Source organism: Streptomyces sp. NEAU-174 (assembly GCF_052665095.1).
On sequence record NZ_JBQTCE010000004.1, the window covers coordinates 388,931 to 411,298 of the forward strand.

The window sequence follows — 22,368 nt, forward strand, 5'->3', positions numbered from 1 at the left end:
TCATGAACGATCCGTCCGCTCGACCCATTTCGCGGTCAGGTCCTGGAGCAGGGCCGAGATCCGCACCCGTGCCGCGCTTCCCGGGTCGAGCACGAGGATCGAATCGTCGAGCTTGTTGAGCTCTTCGAGCACGAGAATGGCGGCCGCCGCGTCGTCGGGCAGCATTTCGGCGCGCAGATGGCGGGCGAGATCGACGGCCGTGGGGTGGTCGAAGGTGAGGCTGGCGGGCAGGTCGAGCCGGGTGGCCCCGGCCAGCTGGTTGCGGAGCTTCACGGACGCCACCGAGTCGAAGCCCATGTCCACGAAGCCTCGGTCCGGGTCGACCATGGCGGCGTCGGGATGGCCGAGCACCATGGCGACCTGGCCACGGACCAGCTCCAGCAGGATCTCGTCCTGCTCGTCCTCCGTCCGCCCGGCCAGCCGCTCCAGCAGCGTGGTCGCGGAAGCCTCGGCCGCCGGGGGTTGTTCCACCGGCTGCCGGTCGGCTTCGGTGCGTGCGGGGACCGGCGCGGCGGTGGTGACCCGGACCGCCTCCCCGGGCCCGGCGCATGCCTCGTCGAACAGGGCGAGGCCCAGATCGGTGGAGACGGACACCGCGGGCAGTCCGCGAGCCCGCCGGTGTGCGGCCAGCGCGTCGGCGTACCCGGGGCCCAGTGTCCCGTCTGCGGAGGTGAACAGCACAAAGCGGTCCAGTTCCAGGTCCCGCGTGGCCAGGTGCAGGTTCCAGGCCGCCTCCACCCCCGACCGCAGCCGCGCCCGCAGGGGTTCCGGCGAGAGCGCGCCGGCCCGGGTCCGCTCCGGGGCGTCGGCCGCGGTGTGCACCACGCTCCGCAGTCCGGGAATCCCCTCCAGCAGCGCCGCCAGCGCCTGACCGTCCGCCGGATCACACGGGGCGAGCCGAACCGTGGCTCCGAGTGCCGCCAGTTCGGCCATGTCGCCGTCCCCGGCCAGGACGTCGCCGTCCCCGGCCAGGACCAAGTCCCGCACACCCTGTTCGGCGACCAGGTGCCGGGCGACGGCCATGGCCGACCCACCGGTGACCAGCACCGTCCCCCGGCCCCAGGCCGCCGGATCCTGCGCGGTGGCCGCCGGCGTGGCCAGGTCCGGTACCAGCACCGCTCCCGCCCGGACCGCGACCCGGTCCTCCCCCACGGCCACCGCGGCGGGCAGCATACGCAGATCACACGCATCGGTGTCGACGAGTGTCAGCCGTCCCGCCTCGGCCGCCTGGAGCGGCTCGACCAGCGACCACACCGCGGCCGCGGCCAGGTCCTCGACGTCCTCACCGGCCGCCGTGGCGAGCGCGCCCCGGGTCACCAGCACCAGGCGTGAGGTGGCGAACCGCTCCCCGGCCCGCCACGTCCGCACGGCCTCGGACACCCGGACGGCCACCTCGGACGCCGTTCCGCCCTCGGATACGCACGGGAGGAGGATGACGTCCGGTACGTCCTCGACGGCCGACAGGTCCGGATACAGCGCGACCGGCGCGCCGAGCGTGTCCGGTTTCCAGGCGTCCGGGTCGCCGACGAGCCCCCACCGGACGGGGCCGGTGTCCGGTTCGGTCCGCGTACGGCAAGCCGCCCACACCGGCCGGAACAGTGCCGCGTTGGCCTGGCGCAGCCGATGTCCGGACACCGGGCGGAGCACCAGCGAGTCCACCGACAGCACGGGGGTTCCGGCGGCGTCGGCCACGTGGAGGGAGACCGTGTCCGGGCCGACGGACGCGAGGGTGGCGCGCAGCCTCGTGGCACCCGTCGTGTGCAGGGTGATCCCCGTCCAGGAGAACGGCAGATGGGTCCCCTCGGCCGCGGTCACCAGCCCTGTCAGCGCCTCCCCGCGCAACGCCTGTTCGAGCAGGGCGGGATGGAGCGTCCAGCGTTCGGCCCCGGCCCCGGCCACCTCGGGCAGCTCGATGTCCAGGAAGACCTCGTCGTCACGGCGCCACGCCGGTGTCCCGCCGGACTCCAGCGGCCGGGCGCCGGTGGGCGGCCAGGGCTCGGGGCGCCGCTCCGGCGCGGGCGGCAGGTCCGCGCCGAGGACGGCCGTGGCATACCGGATCCACCGCTGGTCGCGGCGGCAGTACACGGTGACCGGGCGGCGCCCGGACTCGTCGGCGCCACGGACGGACACCTGCACCTCGACCCCGCCCCGCTCGGGGAGGACGAGTGGTTCATGGATGGTGAGTTCGTCCACCGTCCGGCAGTCGCACTGGAGCCCCGCCTGGAGCACCAGTTCCAGGAAGCCGGTCGCCGGGAACAGGGGCACGCCCAGCGTCCGCTGACCGGCCAGCCACGAGTGGGCGTCGGCGGAGACGCGGCCGGTGAGCAGAACGCCGTCCGCGTCGGGCAGCGGCACCCTCGCACCGACCAGCGGATGGTCCAGCGCGCCGAGCCCGAGGTCGGCCGCGTCGCCGGGGGTGCGGGAGGGCTCCAGCCAGAAGCGGGAGCGCTGGAAGGCGTAGGTCGGCAGCTCGGCCCGGCGGGCGCCGGGGAAGACCGCGGACCAGTCCGGCTCCACACCGTGCGTGTGCAACTGGGCGAGGGCGGTGGTGACCGTGACCGGCTCGGGCCGGTCGGCGCGCAGAGTGGGGATGAACTCGGCGTCCGCCCCGGTGACCTGGGCCTGGGCCAGGGCGGTGAGGGTGCCGTCCGGCCCGAGTTCGAGGAAGGTGCCCGTGCCGAGCTCCCGCAGCCGCTCCAGCCCGGCGGCGAACCGCACCGTCTCCCGCACCTGCCGCACCCAGTAGGCGGGGGAGCACAGCTCCTCCCCCGCCACCGCACCGGAGAGGTTCGACACCACCGGAATCCGCGGGGTGCGGAAGTCCACCGTGTCGAGTACGTCGGCGTACGCGATGAGCATCTCGTCCATCAGCGGCGAGTGGAAGGCGTGGCCGACCCGCAGCCGCCGCGTCTTCACCCCACGGGCGGCGAACTCCTCGGCCACCCCGCACACCGCGTCCTCGTCCCCGGACACCACGACCGACGACGGCCCGTTCACGGCCGCGAGGGCGATCCGGTCGGTCAGGAACGGCCGTACCTGGTCCTCCGGCGCGGCCAGGGCCACCATCGCCCCGCCCGGCGGCAGCGCGCCCATGAGTCGGCCCCGGGCCGCCACCACCTTGGCGGCGTCCTCCAGCGACCACAGACCGGCCACATGCGCGGCCGCCAGCTCGCCGATGGAGTGGCCCAGCAGATAGTCCGGCCGCACCCCCCAGGAGGACACCAGCCGGAACAGCGACACTTCGAGGGCGAACAGGCCCGCCTGCGTGTACGCGGTGGCGTCCAGCGCGCCGGTGGTGTCCGTCACCACCTCGCCGAGCGGACGGTCCAGATGCGGGTCGAGCGCGGCGCACACCTCGTCCCACGCCGCCGCGAAAACCGGGAACGTCTGGTACAACTCACGCCCCATACCGGTCCGTTGCGTACCTTGCCCGGCGAACAGCACGCCCACCCGGCCCGGGTCCGCGGTGCCCAGGACCACGCCCGGCGCGGGCTCGCCGGCCGCCAGCGCGGCCAGTCCGGCCAGCAGCTCCGCCCGGTCCGCCCCGACCACCGCGGCCCGGTGCGAGAGCGCCGAACGGGTGGCGGCCAGCGACCAGCCCACGTCGGCCGGGCCGGACTCGGGGCGCGCGGCCAGGAAGGACCGCAACCGGGCCGCCTGCGCCCGCAGTCCGCGCTCGCCCTGGCCGGAGAGCACCCATGGCACCACCGCCGGGGCCCGCTCGGGTGCCGGCTGCGGTTCGGGCCCGGACTCCGCCTCCACGGGTGGCTGTTCGAGGATCACATGGGCGTTGGTCCCGCTCACCCCGAACGAGGACACCCCGGCCCGGCGGGGACGGGAGGTCCCCGGCCACTCCGCGGGCCCGGTCAGCAGCTCCACCGCGCCGGCCGACCAGTCCACATGGGTCGACGGCTCGTCCACGTGCAGGGTCCGGGGCAGTGTCTTGTGCCGCATCGCCAGCACCATCTTGATCACACCGGCCACTCCCGCGGCCGACTGGGTGTGCCCGATGTTCGACTTGACCGAGCCCAGCAGCAGCGGCCGTTCGCGTTCCTGCCCGTAGGTGGCCAGCAGCGCCTGTGCCTCGATCGGGTCGCCCAGGCTGGTGCCGGTGCCGTGTGCCTCCACCGCGTCCACGTCCGACGCGGCCAGGTCGGCGTTCGCCAGCGCGGCCCGGATCACCCGCTGCTGCGCGGGCCCGTTCGGCGCCGTCAGGCCGTTCGAGGCGCCGTCCTGGTTGACGGCGGAGCCCCGTACGACCGCCAGGACCCGGTGGCCGTTGCGGCGGGCGTCGGACAGCCGCTCCAGCAGCAGCATGCCGACGCCCTCGCCCCAGCCGGTGCCGTCCGCCGCGTCGGCGAACGCCTTGCAGCGGCCGTCGGCGGCCAGTCCGCGCTGACGGGAGAACTCCACGAAGATGCCCGGGGTGGCCATCACCGTCACCCCGCCGGCCAGTGCCAGCGAGCACTCACCGGACCGCAGGGCCTGCGCCGCCAGGTGCAGCGCGACCAGCGACGACGAGCAGGCGGTGTCCACGGTGACCGCCGGCCCCTCCAGGCCGAAGGTGTACGAGAGCCGGCCGGAGACCACGCTGCCCGCGCCACCGGTCAGGAAGTAGCCCTCGGATCCCTCCGCCGCCTGCCCGGCCCCCGTTCCGTAGCCCTGTGCGGCGGCACCGACGAACACCCCGGTCTGGCTCCCCTTCAGCGACGCCGCCGGGATACCGGCCCGCTCCACCGTCTCCCAGGCCACTTCCAGCAGCAGCCGCTGCTGCGGATCCATCGCGAGCGCCTCGCGCGGCGAGATGCCGAAGAAGTCGGCGTCGAACTCGCCCGCGTCGTACACGAAGCCACCGGCGCGGACGTACGAGGTGCCCGAGCTGTCCGGATCGGCGCTGTACAGGCCGTCCAGGTCCCAGCCCCGGTCGTCCGGCAGATCCGCGACCGCGTCGCGCCCGGCGGCGAGCAGCTCCCACAACTCCTCGGGCGACGTCACTCCGCCCGGATAGCGGCAGGCCATTCCTACGATCACGATCGGGTCCCGGTCGGTGGCGGCGGCCGGGGCGGCGGGCCGCGCCACGGCCTCGCCGACGGTGCCGTCCAGCTCCCGGAGGAGATGACCGGCCAGGACCGCCGGTGTCGGATAGTCGAAGATCGCGGTGGCCGACAGCCTGACCCCGGTGGCGGTGCGCAGCCGGTTGCGCAGCTCGACGGCCGTGAGCGAGTCGAACCCGGTCTCCGCGAACGTGCGCGCCGTGTCGACCGCGGCGGGGGTGCCGTGCCCCAGCACGGTCGCCACCTGCGTACGGACCAGGTCCAGCACCAGCCGTTCGCGCTCGGCGACCGGCATCGCGGCCATCCGGCCGCGCAGCGACGACTCGTCCTCCACCGGGCCCGCGCCGGACGCGCGGCGGATCGGCGCACGGACCAGACCGCGGAAGAGCGCGGGCAGCGCCCCGGCGCCGGCCTGTGCCCGCAGCGCCGTGGCGTCCAGCGGTGTGGCCAGCACGAGCGCCTCGGTGGCCGCCCTGGCGCTGTCCAGGAGCCGGAGCCCCTGATCGGTGGCGAGCGGCGTGGCACCGGCCCTGGCCATCCGGGCGAGATCCCGGTCCGACAGATGGCCGGTCATCCCGCTGCGCTCGGCCCACAGCCCCCAGGCCACGGAGAGACCCGGCAGCCCGGCGGCCCTGCGGTGCGCCATCAACGCGTCCAGCCAGGCGTTGGCCGCCGCGTAGGCGCCCTGCCCGGGGCTTCCCAGAACACCAGCGGCGGAGGAGAACACCACGAATTCCGCCAGGTCACGACCGGCCGTCAGCTCGTGCAGATGCCACGCGGCGTCCACCTTCGGCCTCAGGACCTCGCGCACCCGCTCCGGGGTGAGCGACTCGATCACCCCGTCGTCGAGCACACCCGCGGTGTGCACCACCATCCGCAGGCCGGAGACGGTGTCCAGCAGCCGTGCCAGCTGGTCCCGGTCGGCCACGTCACAGGCCACCACCCGCACCTGGGCGCCGTATTCGCGCAGGTCGGCGGCGAGTTCGGCCGCGCCCGGGGCGTCCGGCCCGCGCCGGGCGGCCAGGACGACATCCCGTACTCCGTGCCGTTCGACCAGATGACGGGCGACCAGCCCGCCCAGTGTGCCGGTGCCGCCGGTGATGAGCACGGTGTCCCCGTCCCGCAGCGGCTGCGGAATGGACAGCACCAGCTTGCCGATGTGGCGTGCCTGCGAGAGGAAGCGCAGCGCGTCACCCGCCTGCCGGACGTCCCAGGCGCGGATCGGCAGCGCGGTGAAGATCCCTCGCTCGAAGAGCGACACCAGCAGCCGGAGCAGTTCCCCGACCCGGTCGGGCCCCGCGTCCATGAGGTCGAACGCCCGGTACCGCACCCCGTGCTCGGCGGCCACGCGCTCACCGTCGCGGATGTCGGTCTTGCCCATCTCCAGGAAACGGCCACCGTCGGCGAGCAGGCCGAGCGAGGCGTCCACGTACTCGCCCGCCAGCGAGTTCAGCACCACGTCCACCCGGCCGAAGCGGTCGGCGAACTCCAAGGTGCGGGACGAGGCGATCCGGTCGTCCGCCACTCCCCCGGCGCGCAGCGCGTCCCACTTCCCGGGGCTCGCGGTGGCGTACACCTCGGCGCCGAGCCAGCGGGCCACCTGTGTCGCGGCCATGCCCACCCCGCCCGCGGCCGAGTGCACCAGCACCGATTCACCGGGTCGCAGACCGGCCAGGTCCATCAGCCCGTACATGGCGGTCAGGAACACCACCGGCGTGGCCGCGGCGTCGGCGAACGACCAGCCTTCCGGCAGCCGCGCCAACAGCCGGTGATCGGTCACCGCCACGGGGCCGAACGCCCCGGAGAACAGACCCATCACGCGGTCACCGGGCGCCAGGCCGGACACGCCGGGGCCGGTGTCGAGCACCACTCCGGCGCCCTCGCTGCCGATGACGTCCTGGCCGGGGATCATGCCGAGGGCGACGACGACGTCCCGGAAGTTCACCCCGGCCGCGTGCATCGCCACCCGCACCTGTCCGGCGCCGAGGACACCGGCGGCCTCCGGACAGGGGACGGCGGCCAGATTCTCCAGCGTGCCCTGGCTGGTGACGTCAATCCGCCAGGGTGCCGCGGCCTCCGGGGTGGTCGGGGTGGCGGCGGGTGGGGTGGGGATGGACGGTGTGGCGGCGGGCGGTGTGATGGTGGACAGGGCGGTCGCGGACGGGGTGAGCGGAGCGAGCTGAGGCGTCAGGACACGGCCACGGCGCAGCGCGAGATGCGCATGGCCGCCGTCCGCCGCGGCGGCCAGCGCGGCGGCGAGCACCGTACGGGAATCCTGGTGGCCGTCGTGGTCGACGAGGACGAAGCGGTCCGGATGCTCGGCCTGTGCGCTGCGGAGCAGGCCCCAGACCGCTGCCCCGCCGAGGTCTTCGACGCTCTCGCCGGGAGCGGTCGCCATCGCGCCGCGCGTCAGCACGGCCAGCCGCGACCGGGCACAGCGCTCGTCGGCGAGCCATCGCCGTACCGCCGCCAGCGCCCGGCACACGACGGTGGACACCGCGTCACCGGCCGACTCACACGGCAGCACCACCATGTCGGGCACGGGGGCGTCGGGGTTGTCGGGGGCGTGGGGGCCGTCGGGGGCGTCGGGGGCGAGAACGTCGTACTCGGCCGGGGCGTCGAACGTGGCCGGGGCGTCGTACTCGGCCAGGGCGTCGTACTCGGCCAGGGCCGAGCCTGCCAGGGCGGTCGGCAGCGGCATCTCGACCCAGTCCACGCGGTACAGCGAATCCTGGTCCACCCCTCGGGTGTCCGCGATCCGCCCGCTGGACAGCGGACGCAACGAGAGCGACGCCACCGACAGCACGGGCGCTCCCGTCGGGTCTGTCACCTCCAGCGACACCGCGTCCGTACCGGCCGGGGAGAGCACCACGCGGATGGCGGAGGCGCCGACCGCGCGCAGCGCCACCCCGCTCCAGGAGAACGGCAGATACGCCTGGCCGGGGTCGGTGAGGAAGTGGCCGAGCCCCACTCCGTGCAGCGCGGCGTCGAGCAGGGCCGGATGCACACCGCACCGCGCCGCCACGTCCTGTGCCTCCGGCTCCAGAGCCACTTCGGCGTAGATCTCGTCGTCCCGTGTCCACGCGGCGCGCAGCCCTTGGAAAGCGGGACCGTACCCGTAGCCGCGCTCCGCCATCGCCTCGTACATCCCCGAGACATCGAGGCTGCGCGCGCCCTCGGGCGGCCAGACGTCCAGGGGCCGGGCCACCTCGGCGGGGCGCGGCTCGGTGACGTCGAGGGCTCCGGTGACGCCGAGGACTCCGGTGGCGCTGAGGGTGCCCGAGGCGTGCAGCAACCAATCCCCGGCACGGCACGAGTGCACCGTGACCGGCCTCCGGCCCCGTTCGTCCGCCGCCGAGACGGCCACCTGGACCTGGACCCCGCCCTGGTCCGGCACCACCAGCGGGGTCTCCAGGGTCAGCTCCTCCACCACCGAGTGGCCGAAGTGCTGACCGGCCTGCAAGGCGAGTTCGACGAATCCCGTGCCGGGGAAGACCACCGTGTCCCGCACCATGTGGTGGGCCAGCCAGGGCTGTCCGTCCAGGGAGAGCAGTCCGGTCAGCACGCCGCCCTCGTCCCCGGGCAGGGGCAGTACCGCGCCCAGCAGGGGGTGCTCGATATCGCCGAGGCCCAGCCCGGACGCCTGGGTCACCGCCCGCGCGGGCTTCAGCCAGAAGCGTTCCCGTTGGAAGGCGTAGGTGGGAAGGTCCACCGTCCGGGCTCCGGTGAAGACCGGGCGCCAGTCCACGTCCACGCCCCGGGTGTGGAGATCGCCGAGGGCGGCGAGGAAGCGGGCGGGGCCACCGTCGTCGCGGCGCAGCGATCCGGTGACGACGATATCGGCGCCGGTGACGTCGGCGGCGTCCGCGGTGTCGGGGGCGCCGGTGGCTTCCGCGGTGTCGGGGGTGCCTGCGGTGCCTGGGGCCTCGGCGGTGTCCTGGATGCCGATGGTCAGCACGGGGTGCGGGCTCACCTCGACGAACACGGTGTGACCCTGGTTCATCAGCGCCTCGACAGTGCTCTGGAATTCCACCGTGTGCCGGAGGTTGCGGTACCAGTAGTCGGCGTCGAGTTCGCTGGTGTCGGTAAGCCGTCCGGTCACCGTCGAGTGGAAAGCGACCTGTCCACCGCGCGGCCGGACCGGCGCCAGCACGTCCGCCAGCTCCCGCTGGATCTCGGCCACCTGCGGGGAGTGCGAGGCGTAGTCCACCGGAATCCGTTTGGCCTCCGGGAACTCCGCGAGCACCGCCTCCAGCACCTCGTCGCCGCCGGACACCACTGTCGAGGACGGGCCGTTCACCGCCGCCACCGACAACCCCGGACGCTCACGCAGCCGGTCGGCGGGCACCGGAACTGACACCATCCCGCCCCGCCCCGACAAGGCGAGCAGCGCCTTGCTCCGGCAGGCCACCACCCGGGCACCGTCCTCCAGCGACAACCCACCGGCCACGCACGCCGCCGCGATCTCCCCCTGCGAGTGACCCACCACCGCGGACGGCACCACACCATACGAACGCCACAGCTCGGCCAGCGACACCATCACCGCCCACAACACCGGCTGCACCACATCAACCCGGCCGAGTGCCTCCTCATCACCCAGCACATCGAACAGCGACCACTCGACGAACGGCGCGAGCGCATCGGCGCATTCACGCATCCTCTCCGCGAACACCGGCGAATGCTCCAGCAGTTCCAAGGCCATTCCGGCCCACTGCGACCCTTGGCCAGGGAAGACGAACACCACCTTGCGGCCGGTCCGGGCGGCGCCACTGGTCGCGACGGCGTCCAGTCCACGTCGTAGCTCCGCGAGGTCCGCACCCACCACGACGGCGCGGTGCGACTGACGCGAACGGCCGGCCACCAGCGTCCACCCGACATCGGCGGGATCCAGGCCCGGATGGGCGTCGATGAAGGACGCCAGGCGCTCGGCCTGGGCCCTCAGCCCGGCCTCCCCCGCACCTGACAGCACCCACGGTACGGGCGGTGACGGCTCGCGCACCGACTCCCGATCGGGCCGGGCCACCACCGGCCCCTGCTCGACGATCACATGGGCGTTGGTGCCACTGACCCCGAACGAGGACACACCCGCCCGGCGAGGAGCGCCGGTCCGCGGCCACTCCCTCGTCTCGACGAGCAACTCGACCTGGCCCGACGCCCAGTCCACGTGGGGCGAGGGCGAGTCGACATGCAGGGTCCGCGGCAGTACACCGTGTCGCATGGCCATGACCATCTTGATCACACCGGCCACGCCGGCGGCCGCCTGAGTGTGACCGATGTTGGACTTCACCGAGCCGAGCCACAGTGGCTTGTTCTCGGGCCGGTCCTGACCGTACGTGGCGAGCAGTGCCTGCGCCTCGATCGGGTCGCCGAGGCTGGTGCCGGTGCCGTGTGCCTCCACCACGTCGATGTCCGTGGCGGACAGCCGGGCGTTCGCCAGGGCCTGACGGATCACTCGCTGCTGCGACGGGCCGTTCGGCGCCGTGAGCCCGTTGGACGCGCCGTCCTGGTTGACGGCGGAGCCACGCATCACCGCCAGCACCCGGTGGCCGTTGCGCTCCGCGTCGGAGAGCCGCTCCACCAGGAGCATGCCGACGCCCTCACCCCAGCCGGTGCCGTCCGCCGCCGCCGCGAACGCCTTGCAGCGCCCATCGGCCGCCAGCGCGCGCTGACGGGAGAATTCCAGGAAGGCCGCCGGAGTGGCCATGACGGTCGCACCGCCGGCCAAGGCCAAGGAGCATTCGCCGGAGCGCAGGGCCTGTGCGGCGAGGTGCAGCGCGACCAGCGACGACGAGCAGGCGGTGTCCACGGTGACCGCCGGGCCCTCGAGGCCGAAGGTGTACGCCAGCCGGCCCGAGGCGACACTGGCGGCGCTGCCCGTGCCCAGATACCCTTCCGCGCTCCGCGGGGCCCCGCTCGCCAGAGCGGCGTAGTCCTGGCCGTTGGTCCCGACGAACACACCGGTCCGGCTGCCCTTGAGGGTGGCGAGGGACATATGGGCGCGCTCGAACGCCTCCCAGGCGACCTCCAGCAACAGCCGCTGCTGCGGGTCCATCGCGAGCGCCTCGCGCGGCGAAATCCCGAAGAAGCCGGGGTCGAACGCGGCCGCGTCATCGAGGAATCCGCCCGCCCGGACGTACGAGGAGCCGGGGTGGTCGGGATCGGGGTCGTACAGCTCGGCCAGGTTCCAGCCACGGTCCGCCGGGAACTCCGACACGGCGTCACGGCCCTCGGCCAGCAGCCTCCACAGGTCCTCCGGCGAGCTCACCCCGCCGGGGAAACGGCAGCTCATCCCGATGATGGCGATGGGTTCGTCGTCCACCGGACGTGGCGCCACCGGGGCTGGTGTCCGTCCGCCCAGGCCCAGCGCCTCCCGGCACATGTGCTCGGCGAGCGCGGCCGGGGTCGGGTAGTCGTAGATCACGGAAGCCGGGAACCGTACCCCGGTGGCCGCGGTGAGCCGGTTCCGCAGCTCCACCGCGGTGAGCGAGTCGAAACCGATCTCCTGGAAGGGCCGGGCCGGGTCGATCGCCTCGGATGCCGTGTGTCCCAGGACGGCGGCCACATGCGCACGGACGAGGTCCAGCACGGTGGCCGCCCGCTCCCGCTCGGGCATGACCTCCAGGCGGGCGGCGAACGCGTCGGCCGGTTCGCCGCCGGCCGCCTCGGTCGACCCGGATCCGTCGCCGAGCAACTCGCTGAGCAGCGGGCTCGGCCGTGCGGCGGTGAACCGGGCCCCGAAGGTCGCCCAGTCGATGTCGGCCACCATCACCGTGGTCTCGTCAGCGGCCAGCACCAGCCCCAGGGCGGCGAGCGCCGACCTCGGATCCATGCCCTGCGACCGCGCCACCTCCGCAGCCATACCGGATTCGGCCCAGGCTCCCCAGGCCACCGAAGTGGCCACCAGACCCTCGGCCCGGCGCCGCCACGCCAACCCGTCCAGAACGGCGTTGGCCGCCGCATAGCTCCCCTGCCCCGCATTGCCCACGGTCCCGGCAGCCGAAGAGAACAACACGAAGGCGTCGAGGTCGGTGTCACGGGTCAACTCGTGCAGATGGCGGGCGCCGTCGGCCTTCGCCCGCATCACGGCACGGATCCGCTCGGGGGACAGCGACTCGAGCACCCCGTCGTCGAGGACGCCCGCCGCATGCACGATGGTGCGCACATCCGGAACCGTCGCCAGAACAGCCGCGAGCGCCTCACGATCACCGACATCACAGGCCACGACCCGCACGCGGCTCCCCAACTCGGCCACCAGCTCGGCAGCACCGCGCGCCTCGGCACCCCGGCGGCTCGTCAGTACGACCCGCTCCACGCCGCTGTCCACCAGCCAGCGCGCCACCTGACGACCCAGCGCACCCGTACCACCGGTGACCAGCGCGGCACCACGCCCACGCCATTTGGTCGGTGCCTCGCCCGCCGCCCGCGTCAGACGGGCGCCCCATGTGCCGGTGGCACGGATGGCTATCTGATCCTCACCGGAGTCCCCCGCGAGAATGCCGACCAGCGCTTCCTCAGTGCGATCGTCCAGTTCGGCAGGCAGGTCGATCAGCCCGCCCCAACGGTCCGGATGCTCCAGACCGATCACCCGGCCCAGACCCCAGATTCCGGCCTGGTCGGGATCCACCAAGTCTCCGTCGACCGCCGAGACGCCACCGCGCGTGACGCACCACAACGGGGCATCGACCTCAGCTGCCACAAGGGCTTGCAGCAGCGACACCGTGCCCTCGACCGGCAGCAACGACACCACGCCCGCAGCCGCGACCTCGCCCAGTTCCGCCGACGTCACAACTCGCGCATCGGCCCCCGCAGCCCGCAGCGCGGCAGCCACATCGGTGCCGTCCGCACCCCGCTCGGCCACGACCAGCCACGTGCCAGTGAGGCTTGCCTCCCCGGACACCGCCGGAACCGGCGTCCAGCCGAGCCGGTAACGCCAGCCATCGATAACCGATTGCTCCTGCCGCGCCCTCCGCCACGATGCCAAGGCAGGCAGTACGGCACTCAACGGCTGTTCCTCATCAATGCCCAGCGCCCGCGCGTCCCCACGCTCGACCGCGTCCCAGAACACCGTGTCAACGACGCTGGTCGCGGGCTGGTCCGAGGCCGACTCCAACCAGAACCGCTGCCGTTGGAACGCGTAGGTGGGGAGATCGACCCGCCGACCGCCGGGGAACACCGCGTCCCAGTCCACCTCCACACCCCGGACGTACAGCCCGCCCAGAGCAGCCATGACGGCCAGGGGCTCCGGACGGTCCCGGCGCAGCGCCGACACCCCATCGCCGTCGACCAATGCGGTCAACGTGCCATCCGGTCCGAGCTCCAGGAACGAACCGACCCCCTGCTCGCGGAGGGCGTCCAGACCATCGGCGAATCGGACCGTCTCCCGCACATGCCGCACCCAGTACTCCGGCGAACACAACTCCTCACCCACCACCGCTCCCGACACGTTCGATACGACGGGCACACTCGGAGCACGGAACTCCACGCTCCGAAGCACCTCACCGAACTCGGCGAGCATGCCGTCCATACGAGCCGAATGAAACGCATGACTCACCCGCAACCGCCGCGTCCGCACCCCACGACCAACCAACACACCCACCACGACCTGAACCGCATCCTCATCACCCGAGACCACCACCGCCTCAGGACCATTCACCGCCGCAACCGCCACCCCATCACTCACCAGCGGCCGCACCTCATCCTCCGACGCCGCCACCGCAACCATCGCACCACCCGACGGCAACGCCTGCATCAAACGACCCCGAGCAGCCACCACCCTCGCCGCATCCTCCAACGACCACACACCCGCCACATACGCCGCAGCCAACTCACCAATCGAATGACCCAGCAGATAATCCGGCTCCACACCCCACGAGGTGATCAACCGATACAGCGCCACCTCCAGCGCAAACAGCCCCGCCTGCGTATACGCCGTCTCCCCGATCAGCCCGGCATCATCACCCCACACCACCTCACCCACCGGCCGATCCAGATACCGATCCAGCTCCCCACACACCTCATCCCACACCGCAGCAAACACCGGATACGCCTCATACAACCCACGCCCCATCCCCAACCGCTGCGACCCCTGACCCGCAAACAACACACCCAACCCACCGCCCACCGGCACACCCACCACCGGAGCACCCTCCAAAGCCCCCAGCAACTCCTCACCATCCGCAACCACCACGACCGCACGATGCGACAACCCAGACCGAGTGGCCACCAAAGACCACCCCACATCCACCGGATCCAGACCCGGATTCCGGTCCGCGAAGGCCCGCAACCGCTCCACCTGCGCCCGTACCGCCGCCTCATCCGCGCCCGACACCACCCACGGCACAGCAGGCAGCTCCACGCGTTCGACCTGCGGCTCCGCCACAACCACAGGCGCCTGCTCCACAATCACATGGGCATTGGTCCCACTCACCCCGAACGCCGACACTCCCACCCGACGCGGCCGATCGACGTCCGGCCAGGCAGCCCCTTCCCTCAACAACTCAACGGCACCGGCCGACCAGTCCACGTGCGGCGACGGCTCATCCACATGCAACGTTCGCGGCAACACCCCATGCCGCATCGCCATCACCATCTTGATCACACCAGCCACACCCGCCGCAGCCTGCGTATGACCAATGTTCGACTTCACCGAACCCAACCACAGCGGCCGATCCGCATCCCGGCCCTGCCCGTACGTAGCCAGCAGCGCCTGCGCCTCGATCGGATCACCCAGCGCCGTACCCGTACCATGCGCCTCCACCGCATCCACATCCACCGCCGACAACCCCGCACTCGCCAACGCCTGCCGGATCACCCGCTGCTGCGACGGACCGTTCGGCGCCGTCAAACCATTCGACGCACCGTCTTGATTGACCGCGGAGCCGGAGACAACGGCCAGCACCGGATGCCCGTTCCGCTCGGCATCCGACAGGCGCTCCACCACCAGCAGCCCGACACCCTCGGACCAGCCCGTCCCATCCGCGCCGGCGGCGAAGGACTTGCAGCGGCCATCGGCGGCCAGCCCACGCTGACGCGAGAACTCCACAAAGGTGGCGGGTGTCGCCATCACCGTCACTCCGCCGGCCAGCGCGAGGGAGCACTCGCCCGACCGAAGAGCCCGCACCGCCCAGTGCAGCGCCACCAACGAGGACGAGCACGCCGTGTCGACGGTGACCGCCGGGCCCTCCAGCCCGAACGTATAGGCCACCCGACCGGACACCACACTGCCCGCGTTGCCGGTCAGAAGGTATCCCTCGGATCCTTCCGTGGCCTGCCCGTCCCCGCCGCCATAGCCCTGCGCGGACGCGCCCACGAAGACGCCGGTCTGGCTGCCCTTGAGCGTCGAGGCCGGGATTCCGGCCCGCTCGAACGCCTCCCAGGACGCCTCAAGCAGCAGCCGCTGCTGCGGATCCATCGCGGTCGCCTCACGCGGCGAGATCCCGAAGAATCCGGCGTCGAACTCGGCCGCGTCATGGAGGAACCCACCCGAGCGGACGTATGACCGGCCCGAGCGAGTGGCGTCGGCGTCATACACACCGGCCAGGTCCCAGCCACGGTCGGACGGGAAGGACGATACGGCGTCGCCACCGGCGCTGACCAGCCGCCACAGCGCCTCCGGAGAGTCCACACCGCCCGGGAATCGGCAGCTCATGCCGATGATCACGATCGGATCGTCGGCCACCGCGGTGGGCGTGTGCGGTACCTGTACCTCCTCGGCCAGCCCGAGCGCCGCCCCGCACACATGCTCGGCGAGTGCCGCCGGAGTCGGGTAGTCGAAGATCACGGACGCCGGGAATCGCAGCTGCGTAGCCGTGCCGAGCCGGTCCCGCAATTCCACGGCGGTCAGCGAGTCAAAGCCCAGCTCCTGGAACGTCCGGTCGAGGCCGATCGCAGTCGGGTTCCGGTGGCCCAACACCTCGGCGGCATGCGTCCGTACGAGCTCCACGACCGCACGGTCCCGGTCCTCACGCGGCAATCCGCGCAGCTCGACCGCGAACTCACCCACCGTCGACGCGAGTGGTTCGGACGGGGCGGGGATGAGCTCGCTCAGCAGTGGGCTCGGACGCAACGCGGTGAACCTCGACCCGAACCGCTCCCAATCCACATCCGCCACCACAAGCGCCGTCTCACCCCCACCCAACGCCCGCCCCAACGCAGCGACCGCCGACCCCGGAGCCATCCCCGACACACCACGCTCAACCAGGAACTCCTCACCCCCAACGGCCATACCACCCCCGCCCCACATCCCCCACGCCACCGACGTCGCCACCAACCCAACACCACGACGCCGCCACGCCAACCCATCCAAAAACGCGTTCGCCGCCGCATACGCCGACTGATGACCGCTCCCCCACACCCCCGCCACCGACGAGAACAACACAAAGGCATCCAGCTCGGCGTCCGCCAGGAGCGCGTCCAAGTGCGCCGCCCCGGCAACCTTCGACCGCGTGCTCTCCTCGAACTCCTCGGGTGTCAGGCTGTCCACCGCACTCCAGCTCGGCACCCCTGCGGCGTGTACGACGACCCGGAGATCGGGGATGGTGGCCAGCAGCGTCGCGACCGCCTCCCGATCCGCGACATCGCACGCGACCACCGTCACCTGGACTCCGAGCTCCTCCAACTCGGTCACCAGCTCGGCCGCACCCGGGGTCTCGATCCCCCGGCGGCTCGTCAGCACGATGCGCTCGACCCCGGTCCCCGCCAGCCAGCGCGCCACATGGCCGCCCAGCGCACCCGTACCCCCGGTGATCAAGGCAGTTCCCCGGCCACGCCACCCGGTAGAGGTGTCCGCCATCGGTGTCGCCCGGCTCAGCCGTGCGCCCCACGCCCCGGCGGCCCGGATTGCCACCTGATCCTCCCCGGTGCGCCCGGCGAGAACTCCGGCCAACGACGCACCCACACGCGCATCCACCTCCGTGGGCAGGTCGATCAGCCCGCCCCAACGGTCGGGGTGCTCCAGCCCGATCACACGGCCCAGACCCCAGACGGCCGACGCATACGGATCCACCACATCCCCGCCCACCACGGAGACCGCACCCCGCGTCACACACCACAACGGCGCATCGACCCCAGCCGACCCGAGAGCCTGCACCAACGCCACCGTCGCCTCGACCGACAACAACGACACCACACCCGCGACGGACCCCGCGCTCAGCTCCGCCGACGTCACGACCTCGGCATCGGCCCCGGCCGACCGCAGCGCAGTAGCCACATCGGTGCCGTCCGCACCCGGCTCGACCACAACCAGCCACGTGCCGGTGAGGCCCGCCTCCCCGGACACCGCAGGGATCGGCGTCCAGCCGAGCCGGTAACACCACCCGTCGACAACCGACTGTTCCTGGTACGCCCGTCGCCACGACGCCAATGCGGGCAACGCGGCACTCAACGGCTGCTCAGCATCAACCCCAAGAGCCTCAGCATCGCCACGCTCGACCGCCTCCCAGAACGCCGCGTCCACCGCACTCGTCGCAGGCTCAGCCGAGACCGGCTCCAACCAGAACCGCTCACGCTGAAAGGCATACGTCGGCAAATCAACCCACCGAGCACCCGGAAACACCGCATCCCAGTCGACCTCGACACCCCGGACGTACAGCCCGCCCAAAGCAGCCATAACGGTCAGAGGCTCCGAACGGTCCCGGCGCAGCACGGGCAATCCATCGCCATCGGCCAAGGCGGTCAACGTCCCGTCGGCGCCCAGCTCCAGGAACGAACCGACACCCAGCTCGCGGAGGGTGTCCAGCCCATCGGCGAAGCGGACCGTCTCCCGCACATGGCGCACCCAGTACTCCGGCGAACAGAGCTCTTCACCGGCCACCGCTCCCGACACGTTCGATACGACGGGCACGCTCGGAGCGCGGAACTCAACACCGTTCAACACCTCACCGAACTCCGCGAGCATGCCGTCCATACGAGCTGAATGAAACGCATGGCTCACCCGCAACCGCCGCGTCCGCACCCCACCCGTGGCGAACGACTCCTCGATGGCGTGCACCGCGTCCTCATCACCCGACAGCACCACCGCCTCAGGAGCATTCACCGCCGCAACCGCCACCCCATCGCTCAGCAGCGGCCGCACCTCATCCTCCGATGCCGCCACCGCGACCATCGCGCCACCCGACGGCAGCGCCTGCATCAAACGACCCCGCGCCGCCACCACCTTGGCCGCGTCCTCCAACGACCACACACCCGCCACATACGCCGCAGCCAACTCACCGATGGAATGACCCAGCAGATAATCCGGCTTCACACCCCATGAGGTGATCAGCCGATAAAGGGATACCTCCAGCGCGAACAACCCCGCCTGTGTATACGCCGTCTCCCCGATCAGCTCGGCATCATCACCCCACACCACCTCACCCACCGGCCTATCCAGATGCTGGTCCAGCTGGGCGCACACCTCGTCCCACGCCTCAGCGAACACCGGATACGCCTCATACAACCCACGACCCATCCCCAACCGCTGCGACCCCTGACCCGCAAACAACACACCCAACCCACCACCCACCGGAACACCCACCACCACCGAACCCAACCCACCCAACAACTCCTCACGATCCACACCCACCACCACCGCACGATGCGACAACCCAGCACGCGCAGTCGCCAACGACCACCCCACATCCACCAGATCCAGCCCAGGATCACCCTCCACAAACTCCCGCAACCGCTCCACCTGCGCCCGCACCGCCGCCTCACCCGCACCCGACACCACCCACGGCACCGCAGGCAACACCACACCTTCAGCCTCAGGCTCCGCCACTTCAGGCGCCTGCTCCACAATCACATGCGCGTTCGTCCCACTCACCCCGAACGCCGACACACCCGCCCGGCGGGGCCGCCCGGCCTCCGGCCAGCCCGTGTGCTCCCCCAGGAGCTCCACCGCACCGGTGGACCAGTCCACGTGCGGCGACGGCTCATCCACGTGCAGCGTTCGCGGCAACACCCCATGCCGCATCGCCATCACCATCTTGATCACACCAGCCACACCCGCCGCAGCCTGCGTATGACCAATATTCGACTTCACCGAACCCAACCACAACGGCCGATCCGCATCCCGACCCTGACCGTACGTAGCCAACAACGCCTGCGCCTCGATCGGATCACCCAACGCCGTACCCGTACCATGCGCCTCCACCGCATCCACATCCACCGCCGACAACCCCGCACTCGCCAACGCCTGACGGATCACCCGCTGCTGCGACGGACCATTCGGCGCCGTCAAACCATTCGACGCACCATCCTGATTCACCGCCGAACCCCGCACCACCGCCAACACCCGATGCCCGTTCCTCTCGGCATCCGACAACCGCTCCACCACCAGCATCCCCACACCCTCGGAGAAACCGGTGCCATCAGCCGCCCCCGCGAACGCCTTGCACCGACCATCCTTCGCCAGACCGCGCTGGCGGGAGAACTCCACGAACAGGCCCGGTGTCGCCATCACCGTCACACCGCCCGCAAGCGCCAGCGAGCACTCACCCGACCGCAACGCCTGCACCGCCAGATGCAACGCTACCAACGACGACGAACACGCCGTATCCACCGTCAGCGCCGGGCCCTCAAGCCCCAGGACGTAGGCGATCCGGCCGGACATCACCGATGCCGAATTGCCCGTTCCGACATGGCCCTCGAACTCCTGCGGCTGATCTCCGCCCAAAAGGCTGACGTAGTCCTGACCATTGGTGCCGGCGAACACCCCGGTCTCACTGCCCCGCAGCGACCGAGGATCGATCCCCGCCCGCTCGAACGCCTCCCATGACGCCTCCAGCAGCAGCCGCTGCTGGGGGTCCATCGCCACCGCTTCACGTGGCGAGATGCCGAAGAAGTCGGCGTCGAACGCGGTCGCGTCATGGAGGAAGCCACCTGTCCGGGTGTACGAGGTGCCCGGGTGGCCGGGGTCGCTGTGGAAGAGCCCGGCCAGGTCCCAGCCACGGTCCTCGGGGAACGCCGACATCGCGTCCCCGCCCTCGGTGAGGAAGTCCCACAGGTCCTCCGGCGAGCTCACCCCGCCGGGGAAGCGACAGCTCATTCCCACGATCACGATCGGATCGTCGTCCACGGAGGAGCCGCTCGGCTCGGCGCGAAGGGGCTCCCCGACCGTCCCCAGCAGTTCCGATCGCGCGTACTCCGCCAGGGCCAGCGGGGTCGGGTAGTCGAATACGACAGTGGCAGGCAGCCGCAGACCGGTCGCGGCACCCAGCCGGTTGCGGAACTCGACCGCCGTCACGGAGTCGAAGCCGAGCTCCTGGAAGGCACGGTGGGACGACACGGCTTCCGGGTCGGTGTGCCTGAGCACCACCGCGACATTGCGGCGCACCAAGTCGAGCAGCAGTCGCCGCTGTTCGGCCTCGTCCAGCCCTGCCAGACGCCCCCTGAGTCCGGATCGGTCCAGGTCCGTCTCCTCGACGACCGATGCGGCCCCCGCGTCGATGAGTCGCCGTACCTCTGGAAGGTCGGCGAGCAAGGGGCTGGGTCGCGTCGCGGTGAAGGCGGCGTAGTGGCGTTCCCATTCGATGTCGGCAACCGTGACCACCGCGTCGCCCTGCTCGATGGCCGTACGCAGAGCGGCCACCGCCAGCTCCGGCGACAGTGCGGGAACACCATGCCGCCGCGCCACCTCGCCGGCCTCGCCCTCTCCCATCCCGCCACCGGCCCACAGGCCCCAGGCCACCGATGTCGCCACCAGGCCCTGGGCCCTGCGGTACTCGGCCAGCGCGTCGAGGAAGGCGTTGCCCGGTGCGTAGTTGCCCTGCCCCGGTGTGCCGACCGTCCCGGACAAGGAGGAGAAGAGCACGAACGCGGACAGTTCCATGTCACGGGTCAACTCGTGCAGATGCGTCGCACCGTCGACCTTGACGCGGAGCACCCGGTGCAGTTGCTCGGTGGTCAGGGACTCGACCGTCGCGTCGTCCAGCAGGGCGGCCGTGTGCACAACAGCCGTCAGCGGGCCGACATCCGCCACCAGCTCGGCCAGTTGGGCGCGCTCGGCCACGTCGCACACGGCCACCGTCACCGCCGCTCCGGCCGCTTCCAGGTCCGCCACGAGTGCGGACGCCCCGGGCGCGGCCATACCTCGCCGGCTGGTCAGCACGAGGTGCTCCGCGCCCTGATGCGCCAGCCACCGCGCGATATGACCGCCCAGCGCTCCGGTGCCTCCGGTGACCAGTACGGTCCCGCTCGGCTGCCAGGACGGCAGGTCGGTACGCAACGCGGGGGCATGGACGAGCCTGCGCCCGAAGGCCCCCACCGTCCGGATCGCGACCTGGTCCTCGCCCGAAACGCCTGACAGGGCCCTTGCCAGGTGTTCCCGTGCCCGCGTGTTCACCTCGGTCGGCAGGTCGATGAGACCACCCCAGCGCAGGGGCTGCTCGAGTGCGATCACTCGGCCGACGCCCCACACCAGTGCCTGCGCCGATGCGGACGCGAGGAGGGTGTCAGCGGGCCCGGTGGACACGGCGCGTTGGGTCAGACTCCACAGTGGGGCCTCCACCCCTGTGTCGCCCAACGCCTGAGTCAGCAGGACCGTCATCGCGAAGCCGATGGGCAGGGAGGCGTAGTCGGGGTGCGGCCGCTGGTCCAGGGCGACCAGCGACACTACGCCCCTGATGCTCGCCGCGCTCGTCATGCCGCTCGTACTGGTCATGTTCGTCAGCCGGTCGGCCAGCACGGCACGATCCAGGTGTCGCTCGTCCACCAGGCACACCACTGGCTCGGCCCCGTACTCGGCGAGCGTCTCGCTCACCCCGGAGACCCACTCATGGTCGGCGTCGGCCTGGGAAACCACGACCAGCCAAGCGCCTGACAACGTCGCGGGTCGGTCATCGACGAGCGGCTTCCAGTTGACCTGGTACCGGACGGCCTCCAGCGCGGACCACTCGTGCCGTCGGCGGCGCCAGGCCGACAAGGCGGGCAGTAGGCCATCCAGTGACGCGCCGTCGACCTGCAAGGTGGTTGCCAATGATGCGGCGTCTTCACGCTCGACGGCCGCCCAGAACTCGCCGTCCGCAGCAGTGCCATTAGCGTCCCGGGCCATGTCCGGGGCAGTGGGCTCGACCCAGAAGCGCTCCCGCTGGAAGGGGTAGGTCGGCAAGTCGACATACCGGGCGCCAGTCCCTTCGAACGCCTGCCGCCAGTCCGTCGCCACCCCCCGTACGGACAGCTCGGCCAGCGCGGTGAGGAAGCGCGCCGGACCGCCGTCGTCGCGGCGCAGCGATCCGGTGACGAGGATGTCGGTGTCGGTGTCGGTGGCGTCGGCGGTGTCCTGGATGCCGACGGTCAGTACCGGATGCGGACTGGCCTCGACAAACACCGTATGGCC

At 71.7% G+C, this 22,368-nt stretch carries 1 protein-coding gene (running past one end of the window); it reads right to left on the minus strand.

All coding sequences use genetic code 11. The features are described from left to right. Window positions 1-22,368, minus strand: partial view of a type I polyketide synthase gene (locus ACT2CW_RS14475; protein WP_445516856.1) — the 3' portion only. 11,118 nt of this gene lie beyond the right edge of the window; only the last 22,368 of its 33,486 coding nucleotides appear in the window; its start codon lies beyond the right edge, outside the window; the stop codon is at window positions 1-3.